We start from the raw sequence: 18874 nt of genomic DNA on the forward strand, positions 1-18874 counted from the left end.
CGGCGCGGTGCGCGGGATCTTCGGGCACGCTAGCCCACACCCGCGTACGAGTGCAGCCCGACCGTCACGAGGTTGATGAAGAACAGGTTGAACACCATCGCGACGAAGCCGGCGACGTTGATCCAGGCGGCCTTCTTGTGGCGCCAGCCCGCGGTCGAGCGGGCGTGCAGGTAGGCCGCGTAGATGACCCACGCGATGAACGACACCGTCTCCTTGGGGTCCCAGCCCCAATAGCGGCCCCACGCCTCCTCGGCCCAGATCGCGCCGAAGATGACGCCGAAGCCGAACACCGGAAACGCGAAGATCGTTGTGCGGTAGGCGATCCGGTCCAGTGTCTGCGCGTCGGGCAGCCGCGCGACGATGCGGGTGAGCGCACCCTGGCGGTCCGGGTCGCCCAGCGGCGACATCTTGAGCAGGAACAGGATGCTGGCCACGCCGGCGACCAGGAACACCCCCGAGCCGAGGCTGACCACCGACACGTGGATCGGCAGCCAGTAGGACTGCAGCGCGGGCATCACCGGGGCGGCGTTGGTGTAGAGCCAGCGGCCCGACACCGTCAGCAGGATCAGCACCGGGACGAGCACGAACACCCACAGCGTGCGGTACTTGCCCGCTCGTCCCGCCCGCCCGGAGCGCAGCACCACGGCCGCGGCGACCAGGCCGCAGAAGCAGGTGAGGTTGATGAACTCGTACATGTTGCCCCATGGCACCCGCGAGGTGGCCAGGCCGCGCAGCACGATGCACAGCAGCAGCAGGGCGGTGCCGAGGTAGGCCAGGGCCAGCCCGGCGCCGCCGATGCGTTCGTCGACGGGGCGCTTGGGCCGCTCGGCGACGACGCCGGGTGTGCTGTCGGTGCGCGCGGCGGGGGGTGATCCCGCGGCCGTGACGAGCTCGCGCTGCTCGACCTTGCGGCTGCGGCTGTAGGCCAGCTCGATGGCCAGCAGCACCAGCGCACCCACCAGCACCAGCACCGACGAGGTGAACGCCCAGTCCGAGTAGCGGGCCAGTCCTATGTCGATGTCGGTAGTCATGTGACCTCTTCTCGTGACCGCTGGGCCGTGTCATCCGCCGCGCCGTCAAGCACGTCGGGCACCAGCCGCTCGGTCAACCGTTCGAACTCGTCGCCCCACCCCGAGTTGTCCGTGCGGGCCAGCCCGCCCAGCTCGACGCTTACCGTACCCGGGGCGGCCGGGGTGATCCGCACCCAGATCCGTCGTCGCCGCACCAGCAGCGACACCAGCAGCCCGGCCATCATCGTCATCGCGAACACCAGCACCCAGACCTGGGCGGGGTCGTGGGACACCTGCACGTTGATGAACGGCACCGCGCCGTCGAACCGCACCACGGTGCCGTCGTCGAGCTGGGTCGACTCGCCGGCACCGAGGTTGACCCGGGCCACCTTGGTCAGCCTGTCCTGCTCGATCAGCCGGGCGTCGAGGTTGAACAGGGACTGCGGCCGCCCGGAGTCCAGCCCGCTGTCGCCGCGATAGACGTCGACGGCGACCGCGGGGTCGTTGAGCGCCGGGAAGCTCGAGGACAGCAGGGTGCCGTGCAGCTGTTCGGTGGGCGCGAACAGCCCCTGGATGGCGATCTGGTTCTTGCGGCGCTCGTCGGGGTCGGGGTAGGTGCCCGCCGGCGGGTCGAACCGCATGGCGCCCGACGACAGCAGCGTCAGCGAGTCATCGGGCCGGAACTGCAGCGTCTGGGTGCGGGTCTGCCCGTCGGGGAAGATCACGGTGAACGTGGGCGCATAGCCGTGGCCCTGCAGATAGACCCGGTCGCCGCCGACGCGCAGCGGCTCGTTGACCTTGAGCCGGTAGGGCCGCCAGGCGCCGGTGGTCAGGTCGTCGCCGGCTTGGTACTCGATGTCGGCGGCGTACGAGGTGGCCTGCCCGGTGGGCAGGTAGTCCGCCTCGAACGTGTTGACGCGCAGGCAGATCGGATGCAGCGAGGTGCCGTCGACGGTGTTGCCCGCGCGGAACGAGTCGAACGCGGCCGGGGATGCCGAGCAGAACCCGGGGCCGCCGTCGGCGATGACGATGACGTTGCCCTCGTAGCCGAACATCTTGCCCGCGGCCACCGCGACGAGCAGGCCGAGCAGCGAGAAGTGGAACACGATGTTGCCGAACTCGCGCAGATAGCCCTTCTCCGCGGAGATTTCGGTGATCTCGTCGGTGGTGCGGGTGGTTTTACGCCAGCCGCGCAGCTTTTCGGTGATGCCCGCGGCCAGGGTTCGTGGGTCGGCGGCGACGGTGGCGGTGTGGTGTTTGGGGAGCCGGCCCAGGTTGCGGGGGGCGGGCACGGGGGTGGCGCGCAGGCTGCGGATGTGTTCGATCGTGCGCGGGGTCAGGCAGCCGACCAGCGAGATGAACAGCAGCACGTAGATGGCGGTGAACCAGAAGCTGGAGAACACGTCGAAGGCCTGCAGCCGGTCCAGCCAGGGCCCGATCGTCGGGTGCTCGGCGATGTACTGCTGGACTTTCGCCTCGTTGAGGTTGCGTTGCGGCAGCAGCGCGCCAGGGATCGCGGCGAGGGCGAGCAGGAACAGCAGCACCAGCGCGGTGCCCATCGACGTCAGCGTGCGCCAGGTGTTGCGCAGTTTCTGCGCGAGCAGGCGTGAATACCCCCTGAAACCACTGCTTTTAGGGGTTTTCACGTCTGCTCGCGGGGCGAAAGTGGCGCTCATATCGGCAAGGTGACGTCGGATACGAAGGCGTCGCGCACCCAGGACACGAAGTCGTTCCACACCCCGGTCACCAAGGCGGTGCCGACCAACAGCAGCAGGACGCCGCCGATGATCTGAATGGTGCGGGTGTGCCGACGCAACCAGCTCAACCCCTGAACGGCGCCCGCGGAGCCGAAGGCCAGCAGCACGAACGGGATTCCCAACCCGAAGCAGTAAGCCAGCACCAGCGCGACGCCGCGGGCCACGTTGGCGCCGTCGGTCGCCGACGCCACTGTGATCACCCCGGTCAGGGTGGGGCCCAGGCACGGGGTCCAGCCCAGCGCGAAGACCGCGCCGAGCAGTGGTGCGCCGGCGACGGTCGACACCTGCCGCGGCGTGAAGCGTGCATCGCGCTGCAGCGCGGGGATGAAGCCGACGAACACCAGCCCCATCACGATCGTGAGGACGCCGCCGATGCGTTGCAGCAGAAGCTGGTTGGTGATCAGCGTCGTCGTCATACCCAGTACGGCCACGGTGCCGAGCACGAACACGACGGTGAAACCCGTGACGAACAGTGCGGCCGCCCCGGCGACCCGCAGTCGCACGCCGCCCGTGCTCGCCCCGGCGGCCGTCGAGACCGACGTTTTGGCGGATTCTTCTCGCACATTTCCGCCAAAACGTCGGTTTGGGCGAGAAGTGGCGTCCGGGGAGACGCCCACCACCGCGGCCAGATACGACAGATAGCCGGGCACCAGCGGCACCACACACGGCGAGGCGAACGACACCAGGCCGGCCAGCACACACACCCCCAGCGCCAGCAGTACCGGTCCGGCAGCGGCGATCTCGGCGAACCCGGTCACGTCTTCGGCTCCGGCTCGGTGGCCAGCCGTTCCAGAACCGGCTGCAGGTCCTCGGCGAGCAGCTCGCGCAGGAACACCGCGGCGACCCGGTGCTCGCGGTCCAGCACCACCGTCGACGGGATGACCGTGGTCGGATACCTGCCGCCGAAGGCGATCATCGTGCGCATCGCCGGGTCGTAGATGGACGGAAAGGTGATGTGGCGGTCTTTGATGAAATCGCTTGCGGCATCGCGGTTGTGGTCGCGAACGTCGATCCCGAGGAACTGCACGCCGAGATCACGGGTCGCGTCGTACACCTGCTGCAGCTGCGTGATCTCGGTGCGGCACGGTGCACACCACTGCCCCCACACGTTGATCACCACGATCTCGCCCGCGAAGTCGTCGAGCGAAATGGTCTTGGTCGGGTCCATCAGGTCGGGGCCGGTCAACGATCCTGGGCGGCCGCGGTTCTCGGGCGGATCGTAGAAGATGTCGGTCTGCCCGCCGGGTGCGACGAACTCGAAGGTGCCGCCCTGCGCGACGGCGTCGTCACCGGTGGCGCATCCGGTGAGCACGGCCAGGACCGCGCCCACGAGGACCACCCACCGCTTCACTGCTGCGCCGGCTCGCGGTAGTACCAGTCGACGAGCGTCTCGCCGTCGTAGACGAACGAGTTCAGCGACGCCAGGCCGCATTGGCGCTTGCGCGGGTCGTGCGCGAACCGCTTGCCGGTCAGCGACCGGCGCAGGATCTCCACGGGCAGCTGATGGCTCACCACCACCGCCTCCCGGCCCCGCGCACCCTCACGGGCCCGATCGACGGCGCGGCGCATCCGGGCGGCGATCTCGCGGTACGGCTCACCCCAGGACGGCCGCAGCGGGTTCCACAGGTGACGCCAGTTGCGAGGATCGCGCAGTGCACCGTCACCGGGCGAGACCCGCTGGCCCTCAAAGATGTTGAGCGACTCGATGAGATCTTCGTCGGTGTCGATCGGCAGGTCCAGCCGCTTGGCGAGCGGGGTGGCGGTTTCCTGTGCGCGCTGCAACGGCGAGGCCACCACCAGCACGATGTCGCGGCCGGCCAGGTACTCGGCCACCTTCTCGGCCTGGGCGTGGCCCCGCTCGGACAGGTGGTAACCCTCGAGACGGCCGTACAGGATGCCGTCAGGGTTGTACACCTCGCCGTGCCGCATCACGTGCACGGTGGTCCTACTGCTGCTCATTCGGGCCGGCTCGCTTCCGCTGCGGCGCGCGCGGCGCCGGGCAGGGCCGCGGCGATGCGCTCGAACGCCTCGTCGTCCAATACCGTTGAGACAAACCATGTCTCGAAGGCACTTGGTGGCGGATAGATGCCCGCGTCGAGCAGCGCGTGGAAGAACGCCGGGAAGCGCCACGTCTCGGATGCCCGCGCCGACGCGAAGTCGGTGACCGGCCGCTCGGTGAAGAACACCGACAGCATGTTCCCGGCGCGCTGAACCTGGTGCGCCACACCGGCTTCGGTCAATGCCTGCCCGAGCAGACCGGCCAGCCGGTCGGCGTTGGCGTCCAGCGCGGCGTAGGCGGCGTCGTCCGCGGCGCGCAGCGTGGCGAGCCCGGCGGCCATCGCCACCGGATTGCCCGACAGCGTTCCGGCCTGATACACCGGCCCGAGCGGGGCGAGCCGGTCCATCACCTCGGCGCGGCCGCCGAACGCCGCGGCGGGCAGCCCGCCGCTCATCACCTTGCCGAACGTGAACAGGTCGGCGTCGACGGGATCGATGCCGTACCAACCGGATCGGCTCACCCGGAACCCGGTCATCACCTCGTCGAGGATCAACAGCGCGCCGGCGTCGGCGGTGATGCGGCGCAGCGCGGCGTTGTAGCCCGGTTGCGGCGCCACGGTGCCCATGTTGCCGGGGCTGGCTTCGGTGATGACGCAGGCGATCTCGTCGCCGAACCGGCCGAACGCCTCTTCGACGGCGGGGACGTCGTTATAGGGCAGCACGATCGTGTCGGCGGCCGCGGCACCTGTCACCCCCGGCGAGGACGGCAGCCCCAGCGTCGCCACCCCCGAGCCCGCGTCGGCCAGCAGCGCGTCGCTGTGCCCGTGGTAGCAGCCGGCGAACTTGATGATCTTGGGCCGGCCGGCGTAGCCGCGGGCCAGCCGGATCGCGCTCATGGTGGCCTCGGTGCCGGAGTTGACCAGCCGCAGCCGCTCGACCGGGGCGACGCGGGCCACGATCTCGGCGGCCAGCTCGGTCTCCGACGGGGTCGGGGCGCCGAAGGACAGGCCGGCGGCGGCGACGCGCTGCACGGCGTCGACGACGGCCGGGTGGGCGTGGCCCAGGATCATGGGGCCCCAGGAGCAGACCAGGTCGACGTAGCGGTTGCCGTCGGCGTCGGTGAGCCAGTAGCCGCTGGCCGAGGTGATGAACCGGGGGGTGCCGCCGACCGAGGCGAAGGCCCGCACCGGCGAGTTCACCCCGCCGGGGATGACCCCACTGGCGTCGGCGAACAGCCGCGCCGATACCTCGGTGGAGATCTGGTCAGCACGCATGGCCACCAGTGTCCCAGCACCGTGCAAACCGTCAACTACAGGGTGTAGCAGTGGCCGTTGTGACACGATGAGTCGGATGAGCAGGCTGTTACGACTCACTTTGCTGGCCTCCGCCGCGCTGGCAGTCGCCGCACCCGGTGCCGGCATCTCGGCGGCACAACATGGGTCGTGGTGTGCGCCGGTCGAGGAGTACCAGATCGAAGTCCTCGAGGGCGACGTCAACTGTACCGACGCCTATTACGTGGCTCAGGCCTACGACATCTACAGTTTCGACGAAGAGCAGTACCTCTACGAGTACATCTGCTACGACGCCTCTGTGCCGCCGGCGATCTTCAAGTGCGAATCCCAAACGGCCTGGTTCGCAGTGCACTCATCCTAGCCCTTCGCGCTCAACCAACCGCCTTGAGGTGGGCCACGTCGTACGGGTTTGATGGCTGTTATGCAACTCCCGCAATGGCTGGCCCGGTTCAATCGACACGTCACGAACCCGATCCAACGGCTGTGGGCGGGCTGGGCGCCGACGTTCGGCATCCTCGAGCACGTCGGCCGCAAGTCCGGCAAGCCCTATCGCACGCCGTTGACGGTGTTCTCCACCGCGGACGGGGTCGCGATCCTGCTCACCTACGGGCCGAACCGCGACTGGTTGAAGAACATCACGGCCGCCGGCAATGCCCGGATAAAGCGGCACGGCCGCACCTTCACCGTGGCTGATCCCCGTGTGGTCAGCAAAGCCGAGGCCGCCGAGCACGGGACCGGCATGGCTCGGTTCGTCTTCGGGCGAATGCCGTTCGAGCAGGCGGTGCTGCTGCGTCGGGCACCCTGAGCTGCCGGCTCACACTCGCATGTGCGCGGGGTCGACGATGAGCACCGGCACCGGGGAGTGCTCGAGCAGATAGGAGGAGACGCTGCCGAGCAGCAGCCGGCTCACGCCGCGGCCGCGGCGACCGACGGCGATGACGTCGGCCTCCAGCTGTTGAGCGCGGTGGGCCAGCGCTTCTCCGGCGGCGCCGACGAGCACTTCGTGCCGGGGCGGTCGGTCTGGTCGCCCGATCTTGGCCGCGACGGCGTTCAACTCCGCGTCGGCCGTGGCCACCACCGCTTGCTGGGGATCCTCGGCGGCCTCGTAGGGCACCACCTCGGCCAGGACGAGTTCACCGTCCCCGCCGAACAGTCGCTGCGCGGCGTCGAGCGCGGCTGCCGCCTGCGCGGACCCGTCCCAGCCCACCAGGACACGCGGCCCAACGCTCGGTGCTGCGTCGTCGTCGCCGGTCGACACCCGCCGCGGCCCACCGCGGTCCGCGCGTTCCAGCGCGATCGGGACGAAGATCGGGCCGAGCACCAACGCGATCGGGATCCAGCGGAGGTCGTGGCCGCGGCGGGCCAACCACAGCCCGGTGATCGCGCCGGTGCCGAACCACACGACCAGAAACGCCACTCTGAAGGCGACAGTGTCCATACCTGGTTTCCCCCGGGCCGAGATCGACGTTTTGTCGACTTTTACTCGAACTTTTCGTCCCAAATGTCCCTTTGCGCAACAAGACCACACGACCACACGGCAACAAGGCAACGCAACTGGGGTAGCGGGTTACCCCAGCGCGCCCCCGACGGCGCCGTCAACCTTGGTCCATGTCGGCCGAACCGCTGGCACGGCTGCCGTTGCCGTACGCGACCGCACTGCGGTTGCGGGCCGCCGGCGTCGACGACGAGGTGATCGCCGATCGGGTCGGCGTCGACCTGGATGCCCTCCCGACATTCATGCGGGTGGCCGAGGCCAAGCTGGCCGCCGCATCGAGGCAGACGCCGTCCTGAACGCGCCGGTAGCGGCTAGAATTTTCCGGTGATCCAGGGCTGGCCGCTGGTAGGGCGGTCAGAGGAACTGGCGGTCATCGCCGAGGCCACGCGGGCAGCGGATCGCTCCCGCGGGATCGTGTTATCCGGTTCGCCCGGCGTCGGCAAGACGCGGCTGGCGCGCGAAGCCGTCGCACGCTGCGGCCCGCGCGGCGCCCGCCGATACTGGATCGCCGGCACGGCGTCGTCGCGCAGTGTTCCGCTGGGTGCCTTCATCGACATCGCCAGCGACTTCGGCCCGGATCCGCTGCGGCGGGTCCGCGAAGTGATCGACGGACTGATCGGGGATGCGCGCCGCGGCGAGGTCGTCGTCGGGGTCGACGACGCCCACCTACTCGACGACCTGTCGGCGTTCACCGTGAACCAACTCGTCACGCGACGGCTGGCCACCGTCATCCTGACGATCCGCTCGGGCGAGTCGCCGCCGGACGCGATCACCGCGATCTGGAAAGACCAGCATCTGGAACGCCTTGAACTGCAGCCACTTTCGCTGCCGGAAATCGCGGACCTGGTGCAGCATGTGCTGGCCGGGCCGGTGGATTCGTTCAGCGCGCAACGGCTTTGGCAGTACACCCAGGGCAATGCGCTCTATCTGCGGCACCTGCTGGACAACGAGGTGAACGCCGGCCGGATCTCCCGATGCGCCGGGGTGTGGCTGTGGGACGGGCACCCGCAGCTGTCCCCGACGCTCGTCGAGCTGATCGAGGCGCGGATGACCAAGGTCGCCGCCTCCGACCAAGACGCCGTCGCCGCCCTTTCCACCGTTTCCCCACAGCAGTCCGCCGTTGCCGCCCGGGCAGCCGGCGCACGTGGCGTCGAGGCCGTCGCCGATCAGCAGACCGCCCGGGCCGATCAGGCCCAGGAAAGCCCCGCCGCCGAACAACGCTTGGGTGTTCAACGCCTGCGGCACCGACGGCCCGTCGCCGGCGGCACCTCCTTGCGGTGTCGCAAACACCAGCGGTGCAAAGAAGTTGGCGCCTGCCGACGTCACCGAGTTGGCGTCGGCGGTGAAGTCTTCGACGGCGGCACTGACCGCGAGGACGGTGTCGCCCGCGGCTCCGGATCCCGCGGGGTCGCCTTCGCTCGACGGAGGACCTTCGGGCGCCGCCAACGGATTCCACGCTTGCGACGATGTCGACGACGTCAACGCCATCGGCGGAGGCGCCGCGGCCCGCACCGTGGCGGTGGAGTCGACGGGGGTCGACGGCGGTGGTTGCTGCGCCGCGACGCTCACGCCCCCGACCATCAGCAGCCCAGCCGCCGCCGCGGCGGTGATCTTGGCGTTGTTGTCAGTTGTCGATGTCGAGTTCCGCTTTGACATGAGCGCCCTCCATCCGCGCCTGTAATGGCTACGGGCAGGTCACCGCGATCTCGAAGGGCTTGTTGACGGGCTGCATGGGATTGGCCATGTCGACGCCGGTGGCGGTGCCCGAGATCTTGTAGGTGTCGCCGTTCTTTTCGACCTTCGCCTCACCCTGACCGGTGCCGCTCTGGAAGCCCAGCGTCACGCCGTTGACGTTGCCGAGGCCGACCGATTGCACGGTCGAGCCGTCCTCGCTCAACACCGCCCCGATGCCGGTCATCGCGTCGCCGATGGCGATGTTCAGGTTTCCGCCCATGCTGGAGCACACGACGGTGCCCTCGACGTCTTGATCCTGCCCGTCGATCGACACCTTGGTGGCGCCACCGCTTGATCCGGCCGGTGCGGCGCTGGCGGTTCCCGGGTCGGCGGCACCCTCGGACTTGTCATCCGACGAACAGCCGGACATCCCGGCGATGATGAGCATCGCACCGCTCGTCGCGATCAAGAACCCACGCTTCACGACCCTGCTCCTTCGTGTGCTGTGACCGTCAGGAGCAACGTATTTCGGGAGGGTGTGCGCGGCTGGGGTAGTGAACTACCCCATTTTTCCCGGGTCGACGTCAGCCGCGCGGACGCAGCCGGGCCCGGATCGGGCCCTTGGCCACCGTGGTGAACGGCACCTCGCAGTGGAACTCGTCGTCGAGCGAACGGATCTCGAGGGCCCGCAGGATGGTGCCCAACGCCAGCGTCGTCTCCAACCGCGCGAAGTGTTCACCGATGCACGGCCGGCCCCCGCCGAGAAACGGCAGGAACTGCCAGCGGTCGCGGGCCTTGACGTTCTCCGGGCTGAACCGGTCGGGGTCGAACGCCATCGGGTCGGGCCACAGCTGAGGATCGTGATGCAGCGCGTACAACCCCACCGCCAGCAGGCTGCCCTTCTCCACGCGGTAGCCGTCCACGGCGATCTCCTGGGTGGCCAGGCGTGCGACGCCCGCGGCGGGCGGGCACAGCCGCAGCGACTCGTGCAGCACCTGCACGGTGTAGTCCAGCCGGGGCACGTCCTGCGGCGTCAGCTCGCGGTCGCCGATCGCGGCGGCCTCCTCGGCCACCCGGGCCTGCACGTCGGGGTGATGGCCCAGGATCCACAGCGTGTGGGTGAGCGCCGTGGCGGTGGTGTCGTGCCCGGCCAGCATGAAGATCAGCAGATCGTTGGAGATGTCCTCGTCGGACAGCGGCTTGCCGGTCTCGGGGTCGGTGGCCGCGATCAGCGCCTGCACCAGCGGCGCGTCCCGGTGCGGATCGGCCCGGCAGGCGTGCACCATGTCGTCGGTGATCTGGCGCATCTCGGCGACCGCGGCAGCGGCGCGTCGACGCGCGGGCGTCGGCAGCCAGCGCGGTGCCCGCACCGGCCGCAACGCCCGGTCGGCGGTGTACGACGACGCCACGTGCATGCACCGCGCGATCGTCTCGGCGCGTTCGTTGAGGTCGATGCCGAGCACCGACCGGCCCAACGACTGCATGGCCACCTTGCGGCACTCCAGGTCCAGGTCGACCTCGCCGCCGTCGGGCCAGCGATCGACGAACCGTTGCGCCGCCGCGGACATGTGGCCGCCGAAGTCGCGCACGTTGTGCTTGGTGAACACCGGTTGCAGCGCCCGTTTGCGCGGCCGCCACAGCTCGTTGGGCAGCACGAACAGGCTGTCGCCTGCCATGTTGCGCACTTCCTCGTGGATGATGCAGCGCTCCGAGGACGCGTCTTTGCGGCCCAGCACGTCGCGCATGGCGTTGGGTGACATCACCGCCACGATCGGCGGGAACAGCCACTTCGGCCCGAACTGGATTCGCGTGATGCGTCCGCCGGCGTCGCGGATCTCCTCCTGGCCGGTGTCGAGCCTGCGTACGAGCTTCACCAGCCGCCAGAACGGCAGCGGATTCTTCGGCACCAGCGGCAGGCTGGCGACGTCAAGCGTCGTCGTCATGGCTTCGATCATGACGCAGCGCCTGCGCCGCGCGCGAGCGGGTCCCGCGGTTTGCCGTCAGGCGGCCCACAGCAGCGGAGCGCCCCGGCCCTGCGTCATCACGGTGCCCGCCATCACCCGGATCCGGTACGGGCTGAGCCGCAGCACCGCGAACTGATCGGATGTCGGGCCATCGCGCCACATCGGGATGATGCGCGGGTCGTAGCCGACGGGCTCGGAGGCGTTGGCGAACTTGTCCCAGACGGCGGCGCGCGTCTCGTCGTCGAGGTACCACTCGACGAGGCACTCGGCGCTGCAGGTGTCGTGGCTGGGCGACCAGTAGCTCACCGACACCTCGGGGTGGGCGGCCAGATGCGCCTTCTTCACCGGGCTGGGCACCGTCGCGATCCAGCCGAACAGGTCGGTTCCGTCCCACTCCCAGATCGGATGCAGGATCCGGGTGCGTGGACGGCCGTTGGCGTCGACGGTGGCCACCGATGCCCACACGATCGAGTGCGCCATCTCGACGAACGCGGGCGCGATCTGCTCCAGCGAGGTCACGCCGGGCACTCTACGCGGGTTACGCGTCGTCCTTGCGGTCGCTGTATTTCGGGTTGCCCTCGTCGTCGACCCATTCGTTGACGGCGGTGCCCGAGACCGCGCCGCCGGTGCCGGGCATCGTGATGGTCTCTCGGGTGTCGTCGTAGTCCTTGGCCATCTCCTTGGCCTTTTGCCGGTGTTCCTCTGTCACCTCGGGCTTTTCGGTGGGTGGCGGGTCGTCGGGTTTGTCGACGACCTGATGGTGGTCATCGGTGCGGGGTTCGGCGCTGTGCCGTCTGTCGTCGTTCATGGCCTACTGTCTGCCCCCGCCAGGCCCAGACAAAACCGGCCAGCGCCCTCCGACCCCCCGCTTTCGGGCTAGGCGGACACGGTGCGCAGCGCGGCGGGCAGGCTGGGCAGGAAGTGGCGGGTGGCGAAGGCCCGGATGTCGTCGGCGGTGTCCAGCGGGGTGGCGCTGGGCAGCAGCAACACCATCGCGGCGTAGCGCAGGATCGTGTCGGCCAACTCGTCGACCGCATCCGCGCCGATCCGTTCGTCGAAGCCGGGCGGGAAGATGGTCCGCAGCGCGCCGGCCATCCGCTCGATCGCCGCGTCCCAGTGTTGGTTGGCCAACTGCAGCACCAGCGCCGGCTCGTCGGTGACCATCCGGTGCAGCACCCGGTGGCTGCGGAACTTCAGGATCGAGTGGGTGAACGCCTCGACGTAGTAGTTCGACTGCGGCCCGGCCTGTTTCAGTTCGGTGGCGATGTCGGCGAACAGCGTCACGTTCTCGTCGTCGATGACGGCGGCGATCAGCTCGTCCTTGTTGACGAAGCGCCGGTAGATCGTGGTGCGGCTGACGCCGGCGCGGCGGGCGACGTCTTCCAATGCCACCCGGCGGAACCCGTGCTGTTCGAACTCGACGACGGCGGCGTCGAGGATCGCGCGAGTGGTGGCGTCAGCCTCTGGCTGTGACATAGCCCTTGCACGCATAGCCGTTGTACCGCAACCGCATTGGCAGCCGGTCCCACAGCCAGTTCACCGGGCGCGTGCGCCAGAACGCGGCGAAGCGCTGGTACCGGCGTTCCTGGCGGTCACTCCACGGCAGGCCGAGCAGGTCCCGGGCGCGCGGCGGCAGGCCGCCGGTGGTCAGGAAGGCCGCCAGCGGGTTGAAGATCGGCGCGATCAGCCGCCACGCGACCGGATGCACGCCCTTGGGGCACGGAAAGCCCTTGGTCACATAGCCGACGCCGTATTTCGCGGTGGGGTGGGCGACGACGATCTCGTCGAGCATCCGGTCCCAGTAACGCTCGAACTCGGCGTAGGTGGCCGGCATCGGCCGGTCGCTGACGCCGTAGCGGCGGTACCACGTCTTCGACTCGAGGTAGATCTGCTCCTTCTCCTCGCGGGTCAGCCGCTTGACGAAGGTGTCGGCGAAGTACAGCACCTGTTCGACGAAGGTGGCATGCGCCCAGAAGTAGGTTTCGGGATCCAGCGCGTGGTAGCGCTGCCCTGCCCCGAACTCACTGGGCATCTCGCCCTTGATCTCGGTGTGGAAGTCGCGGACCTGGGCGCCCGGGTGGTCGTCGTCGGTGCCGTAGACGGTGTTGAAGATCGGCGGCAGCGAGCGCTTGACCCGCGCGGCGGTGTCGTCGAAGAACACCGAGTGGTCGAGCACGCCCTGGCCGAGCTCGGCGAGCATGTTCTGCAGCACCGCGGGCCGCGGCCCGATCAGGAACATCCTGTTGTCGCCGAAATAGCGCCAGACCAGCGACTGCGGGCCCAGCGGCAGCGCGTCGTCGAGGTGCTCGGTCTTCTCCACCAGTTCGGTCATTGCAACAGTGTTACAAATTCTGAACTTTGTACCAAGCGGTTGTGAGGCGCCTCTCACCAGGCACGCCGAAAGGGACAAACCGGCGGGAAAGTGCGAGTGTTTCTCACCATTGCGTCGATCTCGGCGAACGCAGGGCGCGGCGCGGGAGTTCAGCGGCGCAACCGGGCCAGGCCCAGCACGGCCAGCACACCCGCCACGGTCGCCAGCAGCAGCGACAGGCCCAGCAGCGGCGCGCTGTAGACCACCGATGTCGTGCCGGGCTCGCCTTCCAGCACCGGGGCCACCCCGACTGTCGAACTGGCCGCCAACCAGCTCAGCACGCACCCCAGCGCCGCGGCCACGGCCAACGCCAACAGCACCGCGGCGCGAACCGAAGCCCTCACGGCGCGCGGTCCGGCGGTATGCGCTCCTCGACCAGCTGGGTCAGCGCCATGCGCAGCCGCTGGTGCTTACGCGCCCACGCCTGCGCGCCGCGGTCGTTGGTCAACTTCAGACCGATCCCCGTGCGGCCGCGCGGCACGCCGGTCAGTTCGCCGAGCGCCCGAAACGACTGCCATTTCGGGGTTTCGGGGCCCGTGGCCTCCGGATAGACGCGCACGATCTCGTCGATGCTGATCCGTTCGGTGCCCTGGCGCAGCGTCTCCGGGGTCAACTCGACGGAGGTGTGGATGCGCGCCGCCTTGACCTGGATGGCCAGAAATCCCGACACCAGCACCAAGAAGATGCCTGGCACCAGCCACTGGAACCCGTATCCGGCCGACGCCTGGATCAGGCCCATCGAAACTCCGGCGGCGGGACCGGCCAGCACCCACCACCAACTCGCGCCTTGCTCGTAGAACAACACCTGCGTCGGTGTTTCGCTGCTCCGGGTCACTGCGCTTCCTCCTGGACGGCCTCACGGCGCCGGGTCATCAACACCGCGCCTGCGATCAGCGGCAGGATCGCCGACAGCGTGAGGATGTGCACGACGCCGAGCGCCGCGGTCAGGCCGATCCACGCCGCGGTCACCACCGCCAGCGCCACCGCGGCCCGGCGGAACCGGGTGTCGCCGGTGCGGCTTCGACCGGCCAGATACGCCAGCACGGCACCGACCACGGCGGTGACGACGCCTGCGACGCGAAACACCGCAGGCAGGCTCACCGAGGCGGTCAGCAACCCGCCCACCATCAGCATCACCGCGGCTGCCGCCCAGCACCAAAACGCAGCGGTGACAAGGCCGGGTCGCGGCTGTGGAGCAGTCATTTCGAGCAGCCTAACGGGTGAAGAACGCCTGGGCGTCCTTGCGGTGCAGCAGCACCGCCCCGCCGATGATCAACACCGATCCGACGATGGCGCACACCGCATACGTGAAGGCCGCCACGGTGTGGCGTTCGTCGGTGAACAGGCTGCTCGCCATGTACACCACCGAAGCCACGCCGCCGCCGGTCAACAGCGTGCGGGCCCACCGGTAGCCGTGGCGCATGAGGATCAGGAACGTCAGTACCACCGCCGAGAGGATCACGACGAACATCACCGTCAGGACGGCCACAGGAAATGGCACCGCACGTTCGGCCGATCCGAACACGTCGACGAGATATCCGGTGATCATCAGCGGAAGCGCGATCACCCACAGCCAGAACCCGGTTTCGACGTCCGGCGGTCTACCGTCGGACGACTGCGGCTCGGGCTGTGACGCCTGCCCCTCGGAACCCCAGGTCACGCCAGCCAGTCGGCGACCTCGGCCGCCCAGTAGGTCAGCACGATGTCGGCACCCGCTCGCCTGATGCCGGTCAGCGTTTCCAGCGCGACGGTCTGCAGGTCGATCCAGCCGTTGGCGGCCGCGGCGCTGATCATCGCGTACTCGCCGGAAACCTGGTAGGCCGCAACGGGAACGGGCGACACGTCGGCGGCGGCGCGGACGACGTCCAGGTATCCCATCGCCGGTTTGATCATGATGATGTCGGCGCCCTCGTCGATATCCAGCTGCACCTCGTGGCGTGCCTCGCGGGCGTTGCCGGGCTGCTGCTGATAGGTGCGACGGTCCCCGCTCAGGCTGGACGCCACGGCCTCACGGAACGGGCCGTAGAAGCCGGACGCGAACTTGGCGGCGTAGGCCAGGATCACGGTGTCGGTGTGGCCCGCCGCGTCCAGGCCGTCGCGGATCGCGGCGACCTGCCCGTCCATCATGCCGCTCGGTGCGACCACGTGCGCCCCGGAATCCGCTTGGGCCACCGCCAGTTCGACGTACTTGGCGTTGGTCGCGTCGTTGTCCACCCGGCCGGTCGCGTCCAGCACGCCGCAGTGGCCGTGGTCGGTGAATTCGTCGAGGCAGGTGTCGGCCATCAGCACCGTGTCGTCACCCAGATCCTTGGCCAGGTCGCGCAGCGCGGCGTTGAGGATGCCGTCGCGTGCCACCCCGATCGACCCGCCGGGGTCCTTGTCCTCCTCGCGCGGCACCCCGAACAGCATCAGGCCGCCCACACCCGCGGCCACCGCGGAGGCGGCTGCGCGGCGCAGCGAGTCCCGGGTGTGCTGCACGACGCCGGGCATCGAGGCGATCGGCCGCGGCTCGTCGATGCCGTCGGCGACGAACATCGGCAACACCAGATGCCTTGGCTCCAACGAGGTCTCAGCAACCAGTCGGCGCATGGCCGGGCTGGATCGCAGCCGACGGGGACGGTGACGCGGAAACACTCCGGCTCCTCCGGTGGCTACCGCCGACGGCTCTTCTTGCGCGGCGGCGGCAACGCGCCCTCGGCCCGCAGCCGTGCCGCGTGCTCGGCCAGCGCGTCGACCAGCGGCCCCACCGCGGCGACCTCGGGCTGCACGTCCACGCGCAGACCGAATTCGGCTGCGGTTTCGGCCGTCTTGGGCCCGATGCACGCGACGATGGTGCGCGCGTGCGGCTTACCCGCGATACCGACCAGGTTGCGCACCGTCGAGCTCGACGTGAAGCACACCGCGTCGAAACCACCGGTCTTGATCATCTCGCGGGTGTGGGCAGGCGGCGGCGCGGCGCGCACCGTGCGGTATGCGGTGACGTCCTCGATCTCCCAGCCGCGCTCACGAAGCCCCTCGGCGAGGGTCTCGGTCGCAATGTCTGCGCGCGGCAACAACACTCGGTTCACCGGGTCGAACACGTCGTCGTAGGGCGGGAAGTCCTCGAGCAGACCCAGCGAGGACTGCTCACCCGACGGCACCAACTCGGGCTCGATACCGAAGGCACGCACCCGGTCCGCGGTGGCTTGACCGACGCAGGCGATCTTCACCCCGGAGAAGGCGCGCGCGTCCAGCCCGAACTCCTTGAACTTCTCCCACACCGCGCGCACCGCGTTGGTGGAGGTGAACACCACCCACTGGTACCGGCCGTCGACAAGTCCCTTGACGGCGCGCTCCATCTGCGCGGGGCTGCGGGGCGGCTCGACGGCGATCGTCGGCACCTCCATCGGCGTCGCGCCGTGACCGATCAGCTTTTCGCTCATCTCGCCGGCCTGGTCCTTGGTGCGCGGCACCAGTACCGTCCAGCCGTACAGGGCGCGGCTTTCCCACCAGTTCAGCTTCGCGCGGTGGTTCACCGTCTTGCCGATCGTCACGATCAGCGGTCCGGCCAACGGGCCCGACGGTTCCATACCCGCGGGCTTCTCCAGCACCGCCTTGTCGAGCAGCCCGGCCAACGTCGTTTCCACCGAACGCTGCTGGCACGTGGTGCCGTTGGCGGTCACGACCGCGGGGGTGGTGTCGGTCAGCCCGTACTCGATCAGCGTGCGCGCCGCGTCGGGCAGATGCGTGGCGGTCGCCTTCAGGATCAGCGGTCCCGGCGCGGCGGCCAGCGCCCCCCAGTCGACGTCGCCGCGGACGTCGGCGACCGTGTGCGACGACCCCAGCGGCAGCCCGGCATAGGTGGGCACCGCCGTGGTGTCGGGCAGGCCCGGCACGATCTCGAAGTTCAGATGCGTCCGCGCCAATGCGGAAATCTCGGTGATCACCGCGTCGATCGACAACGGGTCACCCGCCACCAGCCGCACCACGTCGACACCCGTGCGGGCCTCGGCGGCCAGCGCCTTGGCGACCTCGGAGGGATCGCCGACGGCCGACCGGATGTCCGGGCCGCCGGGGATGGTCGAGGTTTCGTCGTCGTCGCCGACCTCCACATCCTTGAGGTCCTTGCCTTCCTTGGCGTCCTTGGGTTTTTCGGCGGGCTCCGGCCCCGCCGGGGGCGGCAACTCGGAACCCACCAGGGTCCGGACCGCTTCTGGCACGTCGGGATCGGTGAACACCAGGGCGGCGTTGCCCAACACCGCGCGGGCCCGCAACGTCAGCAGGCCGGGATCTCCCGGGCCTGAGCCGACGAACGTGATGTGGCCCGGCTTCGGCTTGCGACCTCGCCCGCTACTCTGGCCTGTCATCTCTCGTCACTCCGCTCTACAGCTCAGTGCGATCCGCCATGATTTCGCGCGCCCCCAGCTCGAACAGCTCCCTGGCCACCGAGAGCCCCAACTCTCGTGCCCGATCGGGAGTGCCGATCCCGGACGCGCGGATCACGTCGGATCCGTCCAGCGCCGCCACGCAGCCGCGCAGCGACAGCTCTTCGAAGACATGGCCGTCCTCATCGATGGACTCGACCACCTCGGCGACCGCGCCCACCGGTGCGGAACAACCCGCCTCCAGTTCGGCGAGCAGGGCTCGTTCAGCGGTGATCGCTGCGCGGGTGTCGGCGTCGTTCAACTCCGCCAGCTGCGCGGCAAGCTCGGTGTCGTCTGCGCGGCACTCCACCGCGAGCGCACCTTGAGCCGGCGCTGGCAACATCTGCACCGGCTCGAGAGTCTCGGTGACATCGGCCAGCCGTCCGATGCGGGACAATCCCGCACGTGCGACCACGATGCCGTCGAGATCACCGTTGCTAACCCTGTTCAACCTGGTATCTAGGTTGCCTCTTAGGGGGCGGATTTCCAAACCGAGACCCAATGCTCTAAGCTGTGCGATCCGCCGCGGGCTCGATGTGCCGATCCGCGAGCCCGCCGGCAACTCTCCGAGCACCATCCCGTCGCGGGCCACCAGGGCGTCGCGAGGGTCCTCGCGCGGCGGCGTTGCGGCGATCATGAACCGCGGGTCGGCGGCGGTCGGCAAATCTTTACAGGAGTGCACGGCCATGTCGACGCGGCCGTCGTGGATGGCCTCGCGCAGGGCCGCGGTGAAGACCCCCACCCCGATGTCGGCGATCGGGCCAAGGTTGCGGTCACCCTCGGTGGAGATGATGACCAGCTCGGCGTCGTACCCGCGGGCGGTCAGGGCGTCCAGAACGGTTCCCGCCTGGGTGGTGGCCAGCAGGCTGCCGCGGGTGCCGATCCGAAGTTTTGGGCGACGTTTGGTCAA

The 18874-nt window shown here is 69.2% G+C and carries 24 protein-coding genes; 4 read left to right on the plus strand and 20 right to left on the minus strand.

Annotated features, from left to right (window positions below; all coding sequences use genetic code 11):
- Positions 1-29: 29 nt before the first annotated feature.
- Genes ccsB through hemL form a run of 6 tightly spaced genes read right to left on the minus strand, consistent with a single transcriptional unit; the run spans position 30 to position 6039 of the window.
- Complete coding sequence (gene ccsB, locus G6N28_RS07785; protein WP_163899015.1) at positions 30-1031, minus strand: c-type cytochrome biogenesis protein CcsB; 1002 nt, start codon at positions 1029-1031, stop codon at positions 30-32.
- Positions 1028-2686, minus strand: coding sequence for a cytochrome c biogenesis protein ResB (gene resB, locus G6N28_RS07790; protein ID WP_163899018.1), 1659 nt, complete (start codon positions 2684-2686; stop codon positions 1028-1030). The genes ccsB and resB overlap by 4 nt, the downstream gene beginning before the upstream one ends.
- Entirely contained in the window at positions 2683-3525 is an 843-nt protein-coding gene (locus tag G6N28_RS07795) for a cytochrome c biogenesis CcdA family protein (RefSeq protein WP_163899021.1), read from the minus strand. The genes resB and G6N28_RS07795 overlap by 4 nt, the downstream gene beginning before the upstream one ends.
- Positions 3522-4118 carry a TlpA disulfide reductase family protein gene (locus G6N28_RS07800; RefSeq protein ID WP_235674500.1) on the minus strand — a complete coding sequence of 199 codons (597 nt, stop codon included), beginning with the start codon at positions 4116-4118 and terminating at the stop codon, positions 3522-3524. Before G6N28_RS07800 ends, G6N28_RS07795 begins: the two co-directional genes overlap by 4 nt.
- Positions 4115-4726 carry a histidine phosphatase family protein gene (locus G6N28_RS07805; RefSeq protein WP_163899027.1) on the minus strand — a complete coding sequence of 204 codons (612 nt, stop codon included), beginning with the start codon at positions 4724-4726 and terminating at the stop codon, positions 4115-4117. The genes G6N28_RS07800 and G6N28_RS07805 overlap by 4 nt, the downstream gene beginning before the upstream one ends.
- Positions 4723-6039, minus strand: coding sequence for a glutamate-1-semialdehyde 2,1-aminomutase (gene hemL, locus G6N28_RS07810; protein ID WP_163899030.1), 1317 nt, complete (start codon positions 6037-6039; stop codon positions 4723-4725). Before hemL ends, G6N28_RS07805 begins: the two co-directional genes overlap by 4 nt.
- A gap of 76 nt (positions 6040-6115) precedes the next feature.
- Here hemL and G6N28_RS07815 point away from each other — a divergent pair, with 76 nt between their 5' ends.
- The gene (locus tag G6N28_RS07815) at positions 6116-6418 is read left to right on the plus strand and encodes a hypothetical protein (protein WP_163899033.1); all 303 of its coding nucleotides are present in this window, start codon (positions 6116-6118) and stop codon (positions 6416-6418) included.
- Positions 6419-6478: 60 nt separating this feature from the next.
- Positions 6479-6862, plus strand: coding sequence for a nitroreductase family deazaflavin-dependent oxidoreductase (locus G6N28_RS07820; protein WP_163899036.1), 384 nt, complete (start codon positions 6479-6481; stop codon positions 6860-6862).
- A 9-nt stretch (positions 6863-6871) separates the two neighbouring features.
- On the opposite strand, the gene G6N28_RS07825 is transcribed toward G6N28_RS07820, so the two are convergent.
- Positions 6872-7495, minus strand: a complete 624-nt coding sequence (locus tag G6N28_RS07825) for a universal stress protein (RefSeq protein ID WP_163899039.1) — start codon at positions 7493-7495, stop codon at positions 6872-6874.
- Between the two features lie 170 nt (positions 7496-7665).
- Here G6N28_RS07825 and G6N28_RS07830 point away from each other — a divergent pair, with 170 nt between their 5' ends.
- Both G6N28_RS07830 and G6N28_RS27260 read left to right on the plus strand, forming a co-directional pair.
- Complete coding sequence (locus G6N28_RS07830; RefSeq protein WP_163899042.1) at positions 7666-7848, plus strand: hypothetical protein; 183 nt, start codon at positions 7666-7668, stop codon at positions 7846-7848.
- Between the two features lie 28 nt (positions 7849-7876).
- The gene (locus G6N28_RS27260) at positions 7877-9205 is read left to right on the plus strand and encodes an AAA family ATPase (protein WP_163899045.1); all 1329 of its coding nucleotides are present in this window, start codon (positions 7877-7879) and stop codon (positions 9203-9205) included.
- A 31-nt stretch (positions 9206-9236) separates the two neighbouring features.
- On the opposite strand, the gene G6N28_RS07840 is transcribed toward G6N28_RS27260, so the two are convergent.
- The 13 genes from G6N28_RS07840 to hemC all read right to left on the minus strand — a co-directional run bounded on the left by G6N28_RS07840 (position 9237) and on the right by hemC (position 18874).
- Positions 9237-9710 carry a lipoprotein LpqH gene (locus G6N28_RS07840; protein WP_163899048.1) on the minus strand — a complete coding sequence of 158 codons (474 nt, stop codon included), beginning with the start codon at positions 9708-9710 and terminating at the stop codon, positions 9237-9239.
- Positions 9711-9810: 100 nt separating this feature from the next.
- On the minus strand, positions 9811-11169 hold the full coding sequence (locus G6N28_RS07845; RefSeq protein ID WP_163899051.1) for a cytochrome P450: 1359 nt from the start codon (positions 11167-11169) through the stop codon (positions 9811-9813).
- A 57-nt stretch (positions 11170-11226) separates the two neighbouring features.
- Positions 11227-11709 (minus strand): pyridoxamine 5'-phosphate oxidase family protein, encoded by a 483-nt coding sequence (locus G6N28_RS07850; protein WP_163899054.1) that lies wholly within the window; start codon positions 11707-11709, stop codon positions 11227-11229.
- 19 nt (positions 11710-11728) lie between these two features.
- Positions 11729-11998 carry a hypothetical protein gene (locus G6N28_RS07855; RefSeq protein ID WP_163899058.1) on the minus strand — a complete coding sequence of 90 codons (270 nt, stop codon included), beginning with the start codon at positions 11996-11998 and terminating at the stop codon, positions 11729-11731.
- Between the two features lie 68 nt (positions 11999-12066).
- On the minus strand, positions 12067-12666 hold the full coding sequence (locus tag G6N28_RS07860) for a TetR/AcrR family transcriptional regulator (protein WP_163899061.1): 600 nt from the start codon (positions 12664-12666) through the stop codon (positions 12067-12069).
- Positions 12647-13522, minus strand: coding sequence for an oxygenase MpaB family protein (locus tag G6N28_RS07865; protein ID WP_163899064.1), 876 nt, complete (start codon positions 13520-13522; stop codon positions 12647-12649). The genes G6N28_RS07860 and G6N28_RS07865 overlap by 20 nt, the downstream gene beginning before the upstream one ends.
- Before the next feature lie 149 nt (positions 13523-13671).
- Positions 13672-13905, minus strand: coding sequence for a hypothetical protein (locus tag G6N28_RS07870; protein ID WP_163899068.1), 234 nt, complete (start codon positions 13903-13905; stop codon positions 13672-13674).
- Entirely contained in the window at positions 13902-14396 is a 495-nt protein-coding gene (locus G6N28_RS07875) for a transport-regulating membrane protein Mce1N (protein WP_163899070.1), read from the minus strand. Before G6N28_RS07875 ends, G6N28_RS07870 begins: the two co-directional genes overlap by 4 nt.
- Entirely contained in the window at positions 14393-14764 is a 372-nt protein-coding gene (locus G6N28_RS07880) for a hypothetical protein (protein WP_163899074.1), read from the minus strand. The genes G6N28_RS07875 and G6N28_RS07880 overlap by 4 nt, the downstream gene beginning before the upstream one ends.
- A gap of 10 nt (positions 14765-14774) precedes the next feature.
- Positions 14775-15221, minus strand: a complete 447-nt coding sequence (locus G6N28_RS07885; protein WP_163899076.1) for a hypothetical protein — start codon at positions 15219-15221, stop codon at positions 14775-14777.
- Complete coding sequence (gene hemB / locus G6N28_RS07890) at positions 15218-16150, minus strand: porphobilinogen synthase (RefSeq protein WP_163899078.1); 933 nt, start codon at positions 16148-16150, stop codon at positions 15218-15220. Before hemB ends, G6N28_RS07885 begins: the two co-directional genes overlap by 4 nt.
- Before the next feature lie 62 nt (positions 16151-16212).
- Positions 16213-17907: a bifunctional uroporphyrinogen-III C-methyltransferase/uroporphyrinogen-III synthase gene (locus tag G6N28_RS07895; protein ID WP_163899080.1), complete on the minus strand. Its 1695-nt coding sequence runs from the start codon at positions 17905-17907 to the stop codon at positions 16213-16215.
- A 16-nt stretch (positions 17908-17923) separates the two neighbouring features.
- Positions 17924-18874 carry a hydroxymethylbilane synthase gene (gene hemC, locus G6N28_RS07900; protein WP_163899082.1) on the minus strand — a complete coding sequence of 317 codons (951 nt, stop codon included), beginning with the start codon at positions 18872-18874 and terminating at the stop codon, positions 17924-17926.

The organism is Mycolicibacterium pulveris, assembly GCF_010725725.1.
GTDB lineage: Bacteria > Actinomycetota > Actinomycetes > Mycobacteriales > Mycobacteriaceae > Mycobacterium > Mycobacterium pulveris.

What these genes read in the sequence shown, in the direction of transcription:
- G6N28_RS07845 (WP_163899051.1), bottom strand. Translation starts at nt 11,169, where the DNA reads ATGACGACGACGCTTGACGTCGCCAGCCTGCCGCTGGTGCCGAAGAAT.
- hemL (WP_163899030.1), bottom strand. Translation starts at nt 6,039, where the DNA reads ATGCGTGCTGACCAGATCTCCACCGAGGTATCGGCGCGGCTGTTCGCC.
- G6N28_RS07855 (WP_163899058.1), bottom strand. Translation starts at nt 11,998, where the DNA reads ATGAACGACGACAGACGGCACAGCGCCGAACCCCGCACCGATGACCAC.
- G6N28_RS07860 (WP_163899061.1), bottom strand. Translation starts at nt 12,666, where the DNA reads ATGTCACAGCCAGAGGCTGACGCCACCACTCGCGCGATCCTCGACGCC.
- G6N28_RS07825 (WP_163899039.1), bottom strand. Translation starts at nt 7,495, where the DNA reads ATGGACACTGTCGCCTTCAGAGTGGCGTTTCTGGTCGTGTGGTTCGGC.
- G6N28_RS07805 (WP_163899027.1), bottom strand. Translation starts at nt 4,726, where the DNA reads ATGAGCAGCAGTAGGACCACCGTGCACGTGATGCGGCACGGCGAGGTG.
- G6N28_RS07815 (WP_163899033.1), top strand. Translation starts at nt 6,116, where the DNA reads ATGAGCAGGCTGTTACGACTCACTTTGCTGGCCTCCGCCGCGCTGGCA.
- G6N28_RS07895 (WP_163899080.1), bottom strand. Translation starts at nt 17,907, where the DNA reads ATGACAGGCCAGAGTAGCGGGCGAGGTCGCAAGCCGAAGCCGGGCCAC.
- G6N28_RS07880 (WP_163899074.1), bottom strand. Translation starts at nt 14,764, where the DNA reads ATGACTGCTCCACAGCCGCGACCCGGCCTTGTCACCGCTGCGTTTTGG.
- G6N28_RS07830 (WP_163899042.1), top strand. Translation starts at nt 7,666, where the DNA reads ATGTCGGCCGAACCGCTGGCACGGCTGCCGTTGCCGTACGCGACCGCA.
- G6N28_RS07865 (WP_163899064.1), bottom strand. Translation starts at nt 13,522, where the DNA reads ATGACCGAACTGGTGGAGAAGACCGAGCACCTCGACGACGCGCTGCCG.
- resB (WP_163899018.1), bottom strand. Translation starts at nt 2,686, where the DNA reads ATGAGCGCCACTTTCGCCCCGCGAGCAGACGTGAAAACCCCTAAAAGC.
- G6N28_RS07820 (WP_163899036.1), top strand. Translation starts at nt 6,479, where the DNA reads ATGCAACTCCCGCAATGGCTGGCCCGGTTCAATCGACACGTCACGAAC.
- ccsB (WP_163899015.1), bottom strand. Translation starts at nt 1,031, where the DNA reads ATGACTACCGACATCGACATAGGACTGGCCCGCTACTCGGACTGGGCG.
- hemB (WP_163899078.1), bottom strand. Translation starts at nt 16,150, where the DNA reads ATGCGCCGACTGGTTGCTGAGACCTCGTTGGAGCCAAGGCATCTGGTG.